The organism is Erwinia sp. AK-PDG3-5 (genome assembly GCF_056821705.1).
Genome location: NZ_CM165967.1, coordinates 107045 through 122891 on the forward strand (window position 1 = coordinate 107045; position 15847 = coordinate 122891).

Below are 15847 nucleotides of genomic sequence, written 5' to 3' on the forward strand. Positions count from 1 at the left end.
GACTCTACTGCTGGAGCAGGTGTTTTCGCTGATAGCGCTGGACTGTTTTTAGCGTTCCCGCCTTGATACATTCGCCGACACGTTGATCAAAATGCCGTGGTAAGTTCAGCATTACTTCTTCCAGCGCAGCCGGTGTACGGGCAATGATCTCATCTATCCATCCTTGTGCACGTTCAGCATTGATACCCAGATAACGCGCATGGCTCATCCAGTGGCGTGGCAAAATATCGTACCAACGATAGTGTTTATTGCGTTTCCCCCGGACTGACATCGACATTTCTGCTTTGCGTGGTTCCAGGCCTTTACCAAACATTGGATAAGCTGACATCACGTCGTATAGCGGCGTTAACTGGTAGCCATCTGGCCGCAGAAACACGCTAAAATTCTTTGCATGACCGTCAATCGCTGCCAGTAGCCAGAAGCAGAACTGCGCCCTAAAAAAAGTTTCCAGATTCTCCGCCGGACGCAGGGCATATTTGAGCAGGTCTGAAATGGATTTGGCATCGGGCCCTCCGTGCTCTTCATACTTACTTTGCCCCGCTTTACCCAATGCCTGGCATAAGTCTTCCTGAGGCAAGCGGTAAATTTTATCTCCCACAACGCGGCGATCAAAACGCTCCACCATCAGTACTTTCTGTTTAACGAAGACGCCAATCTGACAACGATTCGTTTCCATGCCCAGTGCAGCCAGGAACTGTAAGCAGAACCATTCGTTATCAACGCTGTTGCGGAGATCCAGAGGATCTCCTTTGCGTGACGAAATCTGTGGCTTAATGATGTGGGTAGTGGCTGTTTTCCCCAACGGCTTGCACCAGCAATTGTCCCACCAGGTCAGCGCGGTTTTTTCCTGGGCTCCTGCTATTGAGATGCGGAATGTTTCTTTGGGCTGCATGCCCAGAACGTTGTCAGTTCGGGTATTCTGGATGATGCTGGCGATTTCTGCTTCGCTCAGCGTCTGTACCTGAACGTTCTCCAGTGGGGACCCGGTCTGTTCTGTCTGCAGCGTCATTGCACCCACGCAATCTTTTCCCAGGAGAGCCAACAGGTCGAACGTTTTCCGGCTGCGCGCGCCAAGGCGATCGACAATCGCCTGACGGATGCGGTCGTTGTCCGGCAGCAGATTATCAAACCAGGCTTCCACAACGTCGCCTTTCCATGATTCAGCGCGTAACGGCATACTTAACGATATAGGGCGTTTTTGCTCATCCTCCAGCCACTCAGCGCTGTAGGTAAAGCTCTGTTGCCCTTTGTTGCGAGACAGAACACCCACATACTTATCGTTCATATAACACCAGAGATGTTCGGCAGCCATTACCAAATCTCCTGGTTGGATGTGTCCAGGCTTGATTCATTCAGTGGCGAGATATCCACTTTCAGATCAAGTATCGCGCAGATACGCAGCAGGGTATCCAGCTGGCAGGCACCGGTTTTTTCAACCCGTGATATGGCCGATTGCGTCGTACTACATAAGGTTGCCAATTGAGCCTGGTTCATTCCTTTCCGGCTGCGGGCAGACTTGATTACCGCACTAAAATCTATCGGACGACGTACATTCATAGAGACCTGCCAATTATTTATAGCACTTTCGCTATACTAGTCGAGATATAGCAGATTTGCTATCTCCTCGAAATATATCAATTTCGCTATATTTTGGAATTATAGCACTTCTGCTATGATTGTCAGTTCATTACATTTCCGCCTTGCCCTCACCGCCGCATTTCACTACTCTACGCCGCTTTGCAAAACAAGGCGCATCCCCCATGCAGGTATATGGTCTGGCAGCAACGTCTGCGACAACCCCCCTCGAACCTTTTGAATTTCAACGCCGTGAGCTGCAGGCTGGCGATGTGCATATCGATATCCACTACTGTGGCGTGTGCCACTCTGACCTGCATATGGCACGCAATGAGTGGGGCGTCAGCCAGTTCCCCCTGGTGCCGGGTCATGAAATCGTGGGCCGCGTGATCGGCACCGGCAAGGACGTCACCGCGTTTAAAACCGGCGATCTGGTAGGTGTCGGCGTGATGGTCGATTCCTGCGGGCATTGCTCACAGTGCCATCAGGGCGAAGAGCAGTACTGCGAAGCGGGCTTCACCGCGACCTATAATGCAGATGAAAAAACCATTGGCGGCAAAACCTTCGGTGGCTACTCCGAAAGCATCGTGGTTGACGGCAAATTTGTGGTTAACGTTCCGGAAAACCTGCCGCTGAATGCGGTTGCGCCGCTGCTGTGCGCGGGCGTCACCACCTGGTCACCGTTGAAACACTGGAACGTGCAGCCAGGCCAGCGCGTCGGTGTGATCGGTCTGGGTGGACTGGGCCACATGGCGGTGAAGCTGGCGAGCGCGCTGGGCGCGGAAGTGGTGCTGTTTACCACTTCGCCCGCCAAAGGTGCCGATGCACTGCGTCTGGGTGCCAGCAAAGTGGTGGTGTCGAAAGACGCCGCGCAGATGGCTGCTGAAGCAAACAGCCTTGATATGATTCTGGATTGCGTCGCCGCGCCGCACGACCTGGATATGTATCTGCATACGCTGAAGACCAACGGTCATCTGGTGCTGGTGGGCATTCCGGACGCACCGCACCCGTCGCCAAACGTCACACCGATTGTCTTTAAGCGCCTGAGCATTTCCGGCACCTCGATCGGCAGCATTCAGGAAACGCAGCAGATGCTGGATTTCTGTGGTGAGCACAACATCGTCTCCGATGTGGACGTGATTACCCTGGATCAGGTGGAAATGGCGTTTGAACGGATGCTGAAAGGGGATGTGAAGTATCGCTTCGTGATCGATATGAAAGCCTCTAAACGCGGCTAACGTCGGCGATATCGCGATTAAAGCGATTGAAAAGGGCGGGAAAAATCCCGCCATTTTTTATATGTACCAGCGGATGCAAACACCCCATCCGCTGATTTCGCCCTTACTGCAGCAGCGAAATGTCTGCAACCTGCAGGAACAGCTCACGCAGTTTGGCCAGCAGCGTCAGGCGGTTGATCCGCACTTCACGCTCTTCGGCATTGACCATCACCTTCTCGAAGAAGTTGTCGACCGCGGTGCGCAGCTGAGCCAGCTCGATCAGCGCATCCTGATAACGGCCTTCTGCAAAGTAAGGCTGCAGTTTGCTGGTCAGCGCGGAGACGTAGGTCGCCAGCTGGATCTCTTCATTCTCTTTCAGCAGGGATGCTGACACGCTGTCATTCAGCGGCTCGGTAGCCTTGGCGAGAATGTTGGAGACGCGCTTGTTCGCCGCCGCCAGCGTGGCAGCCTCTTCCAGCGTACGGAAGTGCGACACCGCCTTCATGCGGGCGTTGAAGTCTGCCGGACGGGTTGGGCGACGCGCCAGCACGGCCTGGATGGTATCCACGCTGTGGCCTTCTTCCTGATACCAGGTGCGGAAACGACCCAGCATAAAGTCGATCACTTCGTCGACCACCTTGCCGTTGCTCAACTTGCTGCCATACAGACGCACGGCTTCTTCGGTCAGCGTTTGCAGATCCAGCGGCAGGTTCTTCTCGACGATAATACGCAGCACGCCCAGCGCGGCACGGCGCAGTGCGAACGGGTCTTTATCGCCTTTTGGATGTTGGCCGATGCCGAAAATACCGGCCAGCGTATCCATCTTGTCGGCGATAGCCAGCGCGCAGGCCACCGGGTTGGACGGCAGATCGTCACCGGCAAAGCGCGGCTGATACTGCTCGTTCAGCGCCACCGCCACGTCTTCTGCTTCGCCATCGTGACGCGCATAGTGCATGCCCATCACGCCCTGGGTGTCGGTGAACTCGAAGACCATGTTGGTCATCAGGTCACACTTGGACAGCAGACCAGCACGGGTCGCATGGTTAACGTCCGCACCGATCTGTCCGGCAATCCAGCCTGCCAGCGCCTGAATACGGTCGGTTTTATCGCGCAGCGTCCCCAGCTCTTTCTGGAACAGTACGGTTTCCAGACGCGGCAGGTTATCTTCCAGACGCTTTTTACGGTCAGAGTTGAAGAAGAACTCGGCATCGGCCAGACGCGGACGTACCACCTTCTCGTTACCGGAGATAATCTGCTGCGGATCTTTCGACACGATATTGGTGACGAAGATAAAGTTTGGCAGCAGTTTGCCCGCCGGATCGTAGACCGGGAAGTACTTCTGGTCGCCCTTCATGGTGTAGACCAGCGCTTCGGCCGGCACCGCGAGGAATTTCTCTTCGAACTTCGCGGTCAGCACCACCGGCCATTCGACCAGCGAGGTGACTTCTTCCAGCAGGCTATCACTTAAATCTGCCACGCCGCCGATTTCGCGGGCGGCCGCTTCAGCATCGGCTTTAATCTGCGCTTTACGCACTTCATAGTCCGCCTGCACCTTGCCGCGCTCCAGCAGGATCTGCGGGTACTGGTCAGCATTATCGATGGTGAATTCAGGCTCGCCCATAAAGCGGTGACCACGGATGGTGCGGCCAGACGCCACGCCAAGAATGGTCGCCGGCAGACTTTCATCGCCCAGCAGCAGCGTCACGGTGTGAACCGGACGGACAAACTGCACGTCGGAATCGCCCCAGCGCATCAGTTTCGGGATTGGCAGCTTCGCCAGTGAGGTGCTGACCATTGCCGGCAGCAGCGACTGGGCGCTTTCGCCGGTCACCTGGGCGCGATACAGCAGCCATTCGCCTTTGTCGGTGCTCAGACGTTCGGCCTGGTCGACGGTGATGCCGCAACCCCTGGCCCAGCCTTCGGCGGCTTTGGTGGCCACGCCGTTAGCGTCAAACGCAGCGGCAATCGCCGGGCCGCGTTTTTCGACTTCACGATCGGGCTGTGCGGCGCTCAGGTTGGCGACTTTCAGCGCCAGGCGGCGCGGCGCGGCATACCAGCTCACTGCGCCGTGGGTCAGGCCCGCGGCGTCCAGCTCGGCGGTGAAGTGGGCGGCAAAGGATTCAGCAAGATTACGCAGTGCCTTTGGTGGCAGCTCTTCGGTGCCGATCTCCACCAGAAAAGTTTTCTCAGTCATGGCGGCCTCTTATTTTTTCTTGTTATTGCACATCGGGAAGCCAAGCGCCTCGCGAGACGCATAGTAGGCTTCAGCCACGGCTTTGGTCAGGGTGCGAATGCGCAGAATGTAGCGCTGACGCTCGGTCACGGAAATGGCTTTACGCGCATCAAGCAGGTTGAAGGTGTGGCCCGCTTTCAGAATGCGTTCGTAGGCCGGCAGCGGCAGAGGTTTCTCCAGTGCCAGCAGGCTTTGTGCCTCTTTCTCGTACTGCTCGAAGCAGGTAAACAGGAAGTCGACGTCGGCGTATTCGAAGTTGTAGGTGGACTGCTCCACTTCGTTCTGATGGAACACGTCGCCGTAGGTGGTGGTGCCCAGCGGGCCGTCGCTCCAGACCAGGTCGTAGACGCTGTCCACGCCCTGGATATACATCGCCAGACGCTCCAGGCCGTAAGTGATCTCACCGGTGACCGGCTTGCACTCCATGCCGCCAACCTGCTGGAAGTAGGTGAACTGCGTCACTTCCATGCCGTTCAGCCACACTTCCCAGCCCAGGCCCCATGCGCCCAGCGTTGGGTTCTCCCAGTTATCTTCCACGAAGCGAATATCGTGAATGGTCGGGTCCATGCCCAACTCTTTCAGTGAGCCCAGGTACAGCTCCTGAATGTTGTCCGGTGACGGCTTGATGATCACCTGGAACTGGTAGTAGTGCTGCAGACGGTTCGGGTTCTCGCCGTAGCGTCCATCGGTAGGACGGCGTGACGGCTGAACGTAGGCGGCCGCAATTGGCTCCGGGCCTAACGCACGCAGGCAGGTCATTGGGTGAGAGGTGCCGGCGCCGACTTCCATGTCCAGTGGTTGAACAATGGTGCAGCCCTGGCGAGCCCAGTAATCCTGTAAGGTCAGGATCAGTCCCTGAAAGGTTTTAGTATCAAACTTTTGCATGTTGGATCCGCACGCGATACGAGAGGTTATAAAAAGTGGGCGTCAGTATACCCTTTGACCGCCAGAGTGTCAGCCCGCTGTAACGGCCAATAGCCAGACAGCGCCTCAACAGCCTGGCAGATTGGTGGGTTCTGCTGCGGATTGGGCCGCCAGGCGCTATCATCAGAAAATCGTATACGTTCTGTCCAGCCGCTTTTTTCGCCGACGACAGAGAACGGGCGATGATTCCTAAGCAAATGATTTAGCAACACTTTAATTCAAAACTCCACGCACTTTATCGACCGCGATCACCATACCAGTGCGGCAAATCTGACCGGTTGGTGAAAATTCGCGCGTTGACTTTCGTCTAATCGTATACGAATTTGGCTGCATCAACCGCACGATGAGACGCATATGAAAAAGGCCATTTGCTACCCAGGTATGAACCCGGAAGACCGCCCGATGGGCCCCGCGCCGCTGTCGGCTGCGATACTGCATGAACCGATGCTGTTTATCTCCGGCCAGGTGGCGATTGACCCCTACACCGCGACCATCGTCGGCAACACCATTCAGGAACAGACCCATCAGGTGCTGAAAAACGTCGGAGACCTGCTGAGCCAGGCTGACATGAGCTTCGACAACGTGGTGCGCGTCACCATTTTCCTCACCGATCTGTCGCTGTTCTCGCAGTTGAACGACGTCTACGCCGGCTACTTCGCCTTCCCATTCCCGGCCCGCGCCACGGTCGGCATCCAGCTCAACCACCCGGATTTACTGGTTGAGATGGAAGTGACGGCAATGCGCTGAGGCGCGGGAGAACAGCATGCATATCCACATTGAAAATGATCCGGCTGGCCCGGCAGCGCTGCAACTGCCGCAGGCGGTGCTGATGCAGCGTCTGGAGGCCAACCCGGCGTTACGTGGACGCTTTACGCTGAGTGAAAACAGCGATGCGCAGCGTGTCGCCGACTTTTTACCGGCGGCCGATATCGTCTGGGCCGGCCGCAAATTCCCGCTGTATCAGCATCTGACATCCGCCTCAACGCTGGGCTGGGTGCAGGTGATGTCGGCGGGCGTGGAGAGCTGGCTCGAGAAGTGGCCAGACGCGGTGCAGCTTACCAACGCTTCCGGCGTGCATGGCGACAAAGGTGCGGAGTTTATTCTGATGTCGGCGCTGATGTTCAACTACGGCATTCCCGGCTTTCTGCAGGATCAGGCCGGTCAGCAGTGGCGTCCGACCTTTGGCGGCTGCGCGCGCGGTAAAAAAGTGCTGCTGCTGGGGCTGGGCGGCATCGGGTCAGCCGCTGCGGCGTTACTGACCCGCCAGGGCTATCAGGTGACGGGCGTGACCCGCAGCGGAGAAACCACGGCTGAGGTGGCGCGCTGTATTCGCATCGCCGAGGTGGACGCCGAACTGGCCGATACCGATGTGCTGGTCTCCACGCTGCCGCTGACGCCGGCCACCGACGGGCTGTTCAGCCGTCAACGGCTGGCGAGATTACCGGCGCGGGCCGGGGTGATCGTTGTCGGCCGGGCCAGGGTTTTTGACTACGACGCCCTCAGCGACATGCTGACCGCCGGGCAACTGGCCGGTGCGGTACTGGATGTGTTTAACGAGGAGCCGCTGCCGCAAGGCGACGCGCTCTGGCAGTGCCCGCGGCTGATCATCACGCCGCATTGCAGTCTGGACGACCACGGCGCCTATCTCGACGGTTGCCTGACGTTGTTCGAGCAGAACCTCGAACGGTACCTGGCCCACGAGCCGCTTATAAACCGGGTGAGCAAAGAGAACGGTTATTGATCTTACGCCAACACCAACAAACGCAGTCGAACGTGATTCATTACTTGCAGGTCATCGCTTCCACACATACCAGCACCAGGGGAATCTTTTAATGAAATTAGCACGCATCGCTTTGTTCGTATCCGGTCTGACCGGCGCACTGGTCTCTCTCTCCGCGCAGGCTGCGGACCCGGTTACACCTTCCGCCGACGCGTTCGGTGCGATGGCGCAGTGTAAAACGCTGCAAACCCAATATCCTTCGCTGGTTGGCAAGGACGTGGTGGTGGGTCTGGGCGGCTACACCAAAGGCTTCGAAGCGCCATCCGCGGCCGATCCAACGGTGATTGAAGGTCTGGACCCGTCGCTGTTCGATCGTATCGGCGGCTGCCTGGGCTTTAAACACACTTATCAAAACGGCTCCTTCAACGTCCTGCTGACCTCGATCTCCAGCGGCCGTGCTGATATCGGCCCGATGCTGTACGTCACCCCTGAGCGTCTGAAGCAGATTGCCTTTGTGGCGTCGGTGCAGGTACAGGACGGTTCGATCGTTGCCAAAGGCAACCCGAAGAAAATCCTCTCTGCTGATGACCTGTGCGGCAAAACCGTCGCGGCGGCGGCAGGCACCTATGAAGCCACCAAACTGGTGCCTGAGCAGACGGCAAAATGCACAGCGGCCGGTAAGCCGGAAGTGGGCATGCTGATGGTGCAAAACACCGATAACAGCATCCAGGCGATCAAAAGCGGTCGTGCGGATATCTATCTGACCGAAGCGGGCTCCGCGCGTGAAATCGCCAAGGCTGACCCAAGCTTCGACACCGCCTTCACCGTCGATCTGCCGATCATGGTCGGTTTCCCCATCGCCAAAGACAACACCGTGATGCGTCATGCGGTGCTGGATGCGATGAAAGTGATCCAGGAGAGCGGCGCGCAGAAAAAACTGCTGGATTACTGGGGCCAGGGCGCCAGCGCTCAGCGTATCGCCGTCGATAAAGGGTAAGCCGTCAGGTCAGTGAACGACCGGCCCTGCGGCGAATGCTGCTGTAGGGCCGGGGTAAGGTAAGCGTCCGACAGCGGGAGAAAGCGCGTGGATGATTTTCTGAAGTATTTAACCCTGCCGTATCTGTGGCAGGGTGCCGTTATCGCGCTGGAATTGCTGGTGGGTGCGCTGGCAGGTGGGGTGATTATTGGGTTCTTTCTGGCGCTGGCCAGCACCTCCCGCCACTGGATTATCCGTTTTCCTGTGCAGGTCTATATCTATATTCTGCGTGGCACGCCGGTCCTGTTACAGCTGATCCTGCTGTACAACGTGTTACCGCAGTTTGGCCTGCGCTTCAGTCCTTTCCTCAGTGCCTTACTGGCATTGATGATCAACGAAACCGCCTTCTGCGCGGAAATTATCCGTGGTGGCATTCTTGCCACCGATCGCAATCAGCGCACCGCCGCGCAGGCGTTTGGCTATTCGCGGACCAAAGAGATGATCCATGTGGTTATCCCGCAGGCGCTGCGAGCCATTCTGCCGACCATGGGCAACGAAGCGGTGGGCCTGTTGAAATCGACGTCACTGGCCTCGGTGGTCGGCGTGAACGAACTGACCATGCGTGGGCAGACCATCGTTTCACAAAACTTCCTGTTTATTCCGGTGCTGGTGGCGTCAGGCGGTATCTATATGATCCTCTCCTCGCTGCTGGCCGGTGGCCAGTGGTGGCTTGAACGTCACTACAATCTTGAAGACCGCGCCCGCCGTGCCCGTCTGCGTCTGGAGAAGTTGCCGATGCCGGTGGAGGCCGAGGTGGTCGCGCTGCCGAAACAGCGCTGGGACACCAACAAAGCCGCCACGGTGCTGGAAATCGATAACCTGTGCGTCGAGTACGGCAGCAAGCCGGTGCTGAAGGATCTGTCGCTGCATATTCGCCGTGGCGAAGTGGTGGTGCTGCTGGGCCGCTCCGGTTCCGGTAAAAGTACGCTGCTGAAATCGATCCTGGCGCTGACGCCACGCTCCAGCGGCAAAATTGCCACCGAAGGCCACATCATGGGCTACGACGAAAGCGGCCGCGCGCTGCCAGAGCGCCTGCTGCCGATGAACCGCGCCCGTTCCGGTATCGGCATTGTCTTCCAGCATTTTGCCCTGTTCGACCACCTGACCGCGCTGGATAACGCCATGAGCATTCCGCTGCGGGTGCAGGGCGTGCAGGAAGAGCTGGCGCGCGCTAAGGGCTTACGTGCCCTGCGGGCGGTAGGTCTGGGCGACTTCGTTGCCAACCTGCCGCACGAACTGTCCGGTGGCCAGCAGCAGCGCGTCGGCATCGCCCGCGCACTCGCCGCCGAGCCACGCATCCTGCTGTTTGATGAGCCAACCTCGGCACTGGATCCGGAGCTGGTGCGGGAAGTTAACCAGACCATCCGTAATCTGGCGCAAACCGGTATCACCATGATTATCAGCACCCATGACGTGGCCTTCGCCGCCAGCGTGGCGGATCGGGTGGTATTCCTGCAGGGCGGCCAGCTGATTGAGCAGGGGCCGCCATCAATCCTCAAGCAGCCGGAAACCGAGGCATTTGCCACCTTCCTTAAACATGAACAGGAACATCAGGAGAGTCACCATGCCTGAGTCAGCCAATGGGTTGCCCTTCCAGCTGGAGACCCGCCAGCGTTTAGGCGAGCCACTGTACCGCTATATGATGGGCCAACCGGCGGATGCGCTGCTGGACGCTTGTGACGTCAACAGTCAGGACCTGCAACGCTATCGCCTGCTGCCCCGCGTGATGCGCGCCAACAAAGGCATTGATACCCAGATGGCGTTTGCCGGACAGCGTTGGGCGGCCCCGCTTGGCGTCGGCGCGTTTGCCGGTGACGCGATTTTCCACCCGGAAGGCCTGCTGCCGATTGCCCGTGCCTGCAAGCGTCTGCAGCTGCCGCTGGCCATCTCGGAAGAGACGGTCACGCCGCTGAACGCCATTTGTGCGGTGTATGACGGCTGCTGGCTGCAACTGCGTGCGGCGGGCGATCTCTCCCGCATTGAGCGGTTGATCGCCCATGCCGCCGAATGCGGCGCAAAGGGCATTATTCTGACGCTGCTGGCACCGGTTCATCCGGTTCCGGGTCTGCAACCTGGCGGGTTTTCCATTGGGGAGGCGCTGCTGCAGCGCGGCATGAAAACCATCGGTTCCACCGGGCCTGGCGTGCAGGCATTACCGGCTTTCCCGTGCTGGGGCTGGGACGAACTGCGTCAGGCCGGTGAAATGGCGGCGAAGCATCAGCTGCCGCTGCTGGTGAAGGGCATTCTGCATCCTGACGATGCCGTTGCGGCACAGAATGTCGGCTGTCAGGGCATCATCGCCTCCAATATCGGCCTGCGCCAGAGTTCGCGCTGGGCCACGCCGGTGCAACAGCTTGGCGCATTACGCCAGCAGTATCAGGGCGATCTGGCGCTGGATGGCGGCGTGCGCAGCGGCACCGATGCGGTGGTTGCCGCCTGTCTGGGCGCCTCGTTATCGCTGGTGGTCCGTCCGGTGATCAGCGCGCTGGTGGCCGGGGGCGAAGAGGCGGTATTTGGCCTGCTGTCGGGCTGGGTGAATGAAATCACCGCCCTCAGCCACTGGTGCGGCGTCAGCGAAATCAGCGAGCTGAACCCGTCGTTTCTTACCTCTGCCGGAGAACCCGTCTGATGACCCTGCTTTTAACGCTTAACCAGGGCGACCGCAGCGAATCCCGCATTTATTACTGCGCGCAGTATCTGGCCGACAGCCTCGGCCTGTTTGCAAAGCATGGCCTTCGCGTCAACTTCACCACCGCAGAATCCGGCGGTCACACCGTGCAGGGTGGCCAGGTACCGGCGGTGATCGCGGGCGAGGCCGATCTGACGATTGGCGGTCCGATGGTGATGATGAAAAATCATCAGGAAAATGGCCCGGAACTGCTGTGCTTTGGCGCGGCGGTCTCAGCCAACCCGTGGTTCCTGGCAGCCGGTACAGCGCACTGCCGGTTTAGCCTGCAAAGCCTGCGCGGTAAGCGCGTCATTGATGTCGGCAACGTCGGCACGGCGACTTTGAGTTTCACCTGGCTGCTGCGTCAGCACCAGCTTGAAAACGAGGTTGAGCTGATTGCCGGCAGCGGCGACGAAGCGGCCGACATGGCTGCCGTCAGCCGGGGCGAAGCCGATTACGCATTGCATTCGATGCACGCGCTGGCACCTTATATTGCGCGTGGCGAGCTGCACAGCATCGCCAGCCTGGCACCGCTGTGCGGCGATATTCCGTGGAGCGCCTATATTGCCCGGCGTGACGTGCTGGCCGGCAAACATGCGGCATTCGTTGCTTTTACGGCGGCGATGAACGCCGCGCAGCAGTGGTTGCAGCAGCATAGCGCGCAGGCGCTGGCGGCGCAGGTTCAGCCCTGGTATCCCGATTACCCTGAAGCGGCGCTGGTCACCGGACTGGATGCCTATCTGCAGGCGAAGGTCTTTGCGGCGTCTCCGCTGATGATACAGGACGATTTCGACCGCTTTGCGCGGCTGCTGACCGACGCCGGCTGGCTGAGCCCGTCAATCCCGGTTCCTTTTGCCGCGCTGGTGGACGTGTCCCTCGCCGCCCGCGTGAAACCTTAACAGGAGAAACGGCATGAAGACGTTGATTATTAATGGCCTGGCGGTACTGGAAAGCGGCGAAGTGCAGGCCGATCTGCTGATTGAGCAGGGCAAGATTGCCGGTATCCTGGCGCGCGGCACCGCGTTGCCGCAGGCCGACGAGATTATTGATGCGACCGGGCTGGTGATCCTGCCGGGCGCGATTGATGTGCACACCCATTTCACCGGCTCGCACGACTTTCCTGAGCAGGAACTGCGGGAAGGGACGCGCGGTGCCGCCGCACACGGCGTGACCACCATTGTCGAAATGCCGCACTCGCTGCCGCCCGCCACCACAACCAAAAACTTTATTTCCAAGCGCGAGATGCTGGCCCGCAGCTGCTCGGTGGATTTCGCCATGTGGGCCGGGCTGGACGGCAACAACGTCAGCCAGCTGGCGGAGCTGGACGCGCTGGGTGCGGTCGCCTTTAAGGCCTTCCTGTGCAGCGGCGCGGTGAACGGTGAAGCGACGGATGAGAAAGGGCTGCCCCGTCTGAACGACGATGGCCTGCTGCGCGCGATGCGCGAACTGAAAACCTTTGATGGCCTGATTGGCGTCCATGCTGAGAACCACGACATTCTGATCGGCGCAGGCAGCGAACTGCGCCAGGCCGGACGCAAAGATACCCGCGCCCACGCGCTGGCCGGCCCGGAAATCGCCGAGATTGAAGCGGTTGGCCGCGTGTTGCAGATAGCGAGAGAAACCGGTGCCAGGGCGCATATCGTGCACGTCAGTTCGGCCAGGGCCGCGCAGCTGATAGCCGATGCCCGCCCGGCCGTCCGCGCCACCTTCGAAACCTGTCCCCACTATTTAATGCTGGATGAAGAAGATCTGGTGCGCATCGGTCCCAACGCCCGCTGCGGGCCGCCCATCCGCCCGCGTCCGGTGGTGGATGCGCTGTGGCAGGTGCTGCAAAGCGGCGAAATCGACGTGCTGGCCTCCGATCACTGTCCGTACACCCCGGAACAGAAGCAGGCCGGTCTGGAAACCATCTGGGACGCAGGCATGGGCCTGACCGGCGTGGAAACGCTGGGCCCGATGTTCTTTAGCGAAGGGCACATAAAACGCGGCGTGTCGTTGCAGGATATCGCCCGCATGACCGCCACCGGCCCGGCAAAAGCCTTCCATCTTTATCCGCAGAAGGGCGCTATCGCGCTGGGCTTTGACGCTGACCTGGCCTTTTACGATCCGGCTTCAAGCTGGACGGTGGCAGGGGCGAACTTCCAGGGGCTTGGCAAGTGGAGCGCGTTTGAAGGCATGACCTGTCAGGGCAAAGTGGTCCGCACGTTAATCCGTGGCGTGACGGTCTTCAGCGAGGGCGAAATGCAGGTGGAACCGGGCTTCGGCCAGTTCCAGACCCGTACCCATTAATTCAGGACAGTGCTATGGCCGCTAAATCCGCGACCCCCGCGCGTAAAACGGGAAAACAGGTCAACGCGCCTTTGCTCGACGAAGAGAATATTGACGACAGCTGGGCACCCGCCAGGCCACGTACCTTAGTGGATCACGCGGTGGATGCCATTCTTTCGGCCGCCTCGCGGGGATTATTACTGCCGGGCGACCGGGTGTCCGAGCCGGACCTGGTGACCCGTCTGGGCATGAGCCGGGTGCCGATCCGCGAGGCGCTGCGCATTCTGGAAAGCCAGGGGATTGTCTCCAGCGAGCCGTATAAAGGCATCCGCCTGATGGAGATTTCGCATCAGCGGCTGGAGCAGATTATCGACGTGCGCATTCCGCTGGAAACGCTGGCCTGCCGCCGGGCGATTGAAGCAGGGCGCAACGGCCCACGCGAGATCCGCATTCTGAATCAGAGCGTGGAAGAGCTGGTGCTGATGCAGCAGCGCGAGGACGTGTACGGCTTTGCCTCCGCCGATACCGCTTTTCACCGCACGCTGTGCAGCTTTGCGATGAACCCGGTGCTGAGCAATTTGTGGGAGTCCATCGCCCGTCAGCTGACGGTGATTTTCGGCCTGTCGACCATGGGTAAATCAATGGCGGCGATTATCGAGGAGCATCAGCGTCTGGTGGATGTGTTTGCCGAAGGCGATATCCGCAAAATGGCGGACGAAATTGAACAACATATTCGCGTGCAGTCGCTGGACGTGGATTACGAAAAAATAATCGCGGAACGCCGCAAATTGCTTTCTCAGGCAGAGTAACGCCGCCTTTGCTTCACTATTTTGCCACCAGGAAACCGACTTGATGAAAATTACCGACGTAGAAGCCTTTTACTTACGGCTGCCGAACATTGAAAAGCGCACCGACAGTTCGCAGGATGCGCTGCTGATCAAAATCTCCACCGATGCCGGTTATGTCGGCTGGGGTGAAGTGGACGGCAGCCCGTACGTGACCAAAGCGATTATTGATGCGCCGTATTCCCACACCATGGTCACCGGCCTGAAGTCGCTGCTGATTGGCGAGAACCCGCTGGACACCAAACGTCTGTGGACCAAAATGCACAAGGCGACCATCTATTACGGCCGCAATGGCGCGGTGATCCAGGCGATGGCGGGCATTGATATCGCGCTGTGGGATATCAAAGGCAAGGCGCTGGATAAACCGATTGTCGATCTGCTGGGCGGGGCGATGCGCGACAAAATGCGCGTCTACTCCTCCAATATGTTCCAGTACAGCATTGATGACACCGTGGCCCGCGCCCGTCATGCGGTGGATACCGGCCACACCGGCGTGAAGTTTGGCTGGGAACCCTTTGGCGAGAATGAAGCGCTGGATATGCGCTATCTCGACGCACTTCGCCATGCAATTGGCGGCGACGTCGACCTGATGCTCGACGTCGGCCACGCGTGGGATGCCAAAACCACCATTCGTCGTGCCGAACGTTTCGATCCGTTCAACCTGTTTTGGATTGAAGAGCCGCTGCATCCGGATAACTTTGCCGGTTACGGCCAGGTTTCCGCCGCCTGTACGCAGCATATTGCGGCCGGCGAGCAGGAGTGTTCGGTCAGCGGCTTCCAGCGTCTGATTGATGAAGGCGGCATTGATATCGTGCAGATCGACCTGACCCGCACCGGCTTTACCCAGGCGATTGAGATCGCCAACTATGCCCACAGCCGGGGCCGCAAGGTGTGCAACCATAACTTCACCACCGACATCAACACCGCCGCCTCGCTGCACTTCCTTTGCGCCATCGAGAATGCGCTGGTGATGGAATATTGCGTTGAGCCCGGTGAAATCAGCCGCTCGCTGGCGAAGAACCCGGTGCGTATTGAAGACGGTTACGCCTGGCTGTCGTCGGAGCCTGGCCTGGGCGTCGAGCCGCGCGAAGACATTATCGAGAAGTTTTTGGTGCGGGATTAACTCCGGGCCTGACGCCACCGGGCGGGGTTACTTGCAGGCAATTGGGCACGACCTTTTTTACCTCAAGCCGCTTGATCGCGGCTTTTTTATTTAAATAAAAACAAAATAAAGATTTAATAACAAAGACTATCCCGATGCTGGTTAATCGGATCGGTAATGGAGAGTGGTAACAGGGAGTCCACGGAAAACCGGAGTAACTTGATGATGAAGGGAATAACTTAAAAAAAGATTAGCGAAT

The 15847-nt window shown here is 58.7% G+C and carries 14 protein-coding genes; 10 read left to right on the plus strand and 4 right to left on the minus strand.

Going from position 1 to position 15847, the window contains the following annotated elements; all coding sequences use genetic code 11:
• Positions 1–4: 4 nt before the first annotated feature.
• Both AC1UKS_RS00470 and AC1UKS_RS00475 read right to left on the minus strand, forming a co-directional pair.
• Positions 5–1312 carry a type II toxin-antitoxin system HipA family toxin gene (locus AC1UKS_RS00470; RefSeq protein ID WP_482435295.1) on the minus strand — a complete coding sequence of 436 codons (1308 nt, stop codon included), beginning with the start codon at positions 1310–1312 and terminating at the stop codon, positions 5–7.
• On the minus strand, positions 1312–1557 hold the full coding sequence (locus tag AC1UKS_RS00475; protein ID WP_482435296.1) for a helix-turn-helix domain-containing protein: 246 nt from the start codon (positions 1555–1557) through the stop codon (positions 1312–1314). The genes AC1UKS_RS00470 and AC1UKS_RS00475 overlap by 1 nt, the downstream gene beginning before the upstream one ends.
• 203 nt (positions 1558–1760) lie before the next feature.
• Here AC1UKS_RS00475 and AC1UKS_RS00480 point away from each other — a divergent pair, with 203 nt between their 5' ends.
• Entirely contained in the window at positions 1761–2813 is a 1053-nt protein-coding gene (locus AC1UKS_RS00480; protein ID WP_482435297.1) for an NAD(P)-dependent alcohol dehydrogenase, read from the plus strand.
• Positions 2814–2916: 103 nt separating this feature from the next.
• On the opposite strand, the gene glyS is transcribed toward AC1UKS_RS00480, so the two are convergent.
• Both glyS and glyQ read right to left on the minus strand, forming a co-directional pair.
• Entirely contained in the window at positions 2917–4986 is a 2070-nt protein-coding gene (gene glyS, locus AC1UKS_RS00485) for a glycine--tRNA ligase subunit beta (protein ID WP_482435298.1), read from the minus strand.
• 9 nt (positions 4987–4995) lie between these two features.
• A complete protein-coding gene (gene glyQ, locus AC1UKS_RS00490; RefSeq protein WP_013204507.1) occupies positions 4996–5910 on the minus strand; it encodes a glycine--tRNA ligase subunit alpha in 915 nt (304 codons plus the stop codon).
• A 393-nt stretch (positions 5911–6303) separates the two neighbouring features.
• Between glyQ and AC1UKS_RS00495 the strand changes: the two genes are divergently transcribed.
• The 9 genes from AC1UKS_RS00495 (at position 6304) to AC1UKS_RS00535 (ending at position 15609) form a co-directional block, all read left to right on the plus strand.
• Positions 6304–6696, plus strand: coding sequence for a Rid family detoxifying hydrolase (locus tag AC1UKS_RS00495; protein ID WP_482435299.1), 393 nt, complete (start codon positions 6304–6306; stop codon positions 6694–6696).
• Positions 6697–6712: 16 nt separating this feature from the next.
• Positions 6713–7690: an NAD(P)-dependent oxidoreductase gene (locus AC1UKS_RS00500; RefSeq protein WP_482435300.1), complete on the plus strand. Its 978-nt coding sequence runs from the start codon at positions 6713–6715 to the stop codon at positions 7688–7690.
• 91 nt (positions 7691–7781) lie between these two features.
• On the plus strand, positions 7782–8666 hold the full coding sequence (locus AC1UKS_RS00505; protein ID WP_482435301.1) for a transporter substrate-binding domain-containing protein: 885 nt from the start codon (positions 7782–7784) through the stop codon (positions 8664–8666).
• Between the two features lie 87 nt (positions 8667–8753).
• Entirely contained in the window at positions 8754–10277 is a 1524-nt protein-coding gene (locus tag AC1UKS_RS00510) for an amino acid ABC transporter permease/ATP-binding protein (RefSeq protein ID WP_482435302.1), read from the plus strand.
• Positions 10270–11334 (plus strand): alpha-hydroxy acid oxidase, encoded by a 1065-nt coding sequence (locus AC1UKS_RS00515; protein WP_482435303.1) that lies wholly within the window; start codon positions 10270–10272, stop codon positions 11332–11334. The genes AC1UKS_RS00510 and AC1UKS_RS00515 overlap by 8 nt, the downstream gene beginning before the upstream one ends.
• Positions 11334–12272 (plus strand): ABC transporter substrate-binding protein, encoded by a 939-nt coding sequence (locus AC1UKS_RS00520; protein ID WP_482435304.1) that lies wholly within the window; start codon positions 11334–11336, stop codon positions 12270–12272. Before AC1UKS_RS00515 ends, AC1UKS_RS00520 begins: the two co-directional genes overlap by 1 nt.
• Before the next feature lie 13 nt (positions 12273–12285).
• Entirely contained in the window at positions 12286–13662 is a 1377-nt protein-coding gene (locus tag AC1UKS_RS00525; RefSeq protein ID WP_482435305.1) for a dihydroorotase, read from the plus strand.
• A gap of 14 nt (positions 13663–13676) precedes the next feature.
• Positions 13677–14450, plus strand: a complete 774-nt coding sequence (locus tag AC1UKS_RS00530; protein WP_206404556.1) for a GntR family transcriptional regulator — start codon at positions 13677–13679, stop codon at positions 14448–14450.
• Between the two features lie 43 nt (positions 14451–14493).
• Entirely contained in the window at positions 14494–15609 is a 1116-nt protein-coding gene (locus tag AC1UKS_RS00535; RefSeq protein ID WP_482435306.1) for a mandelate racemase/muconate lactonizing enzyme family protein, read from the plus strand.
• Positions 15610–15847: the final 238 nt, after the last annotated feature.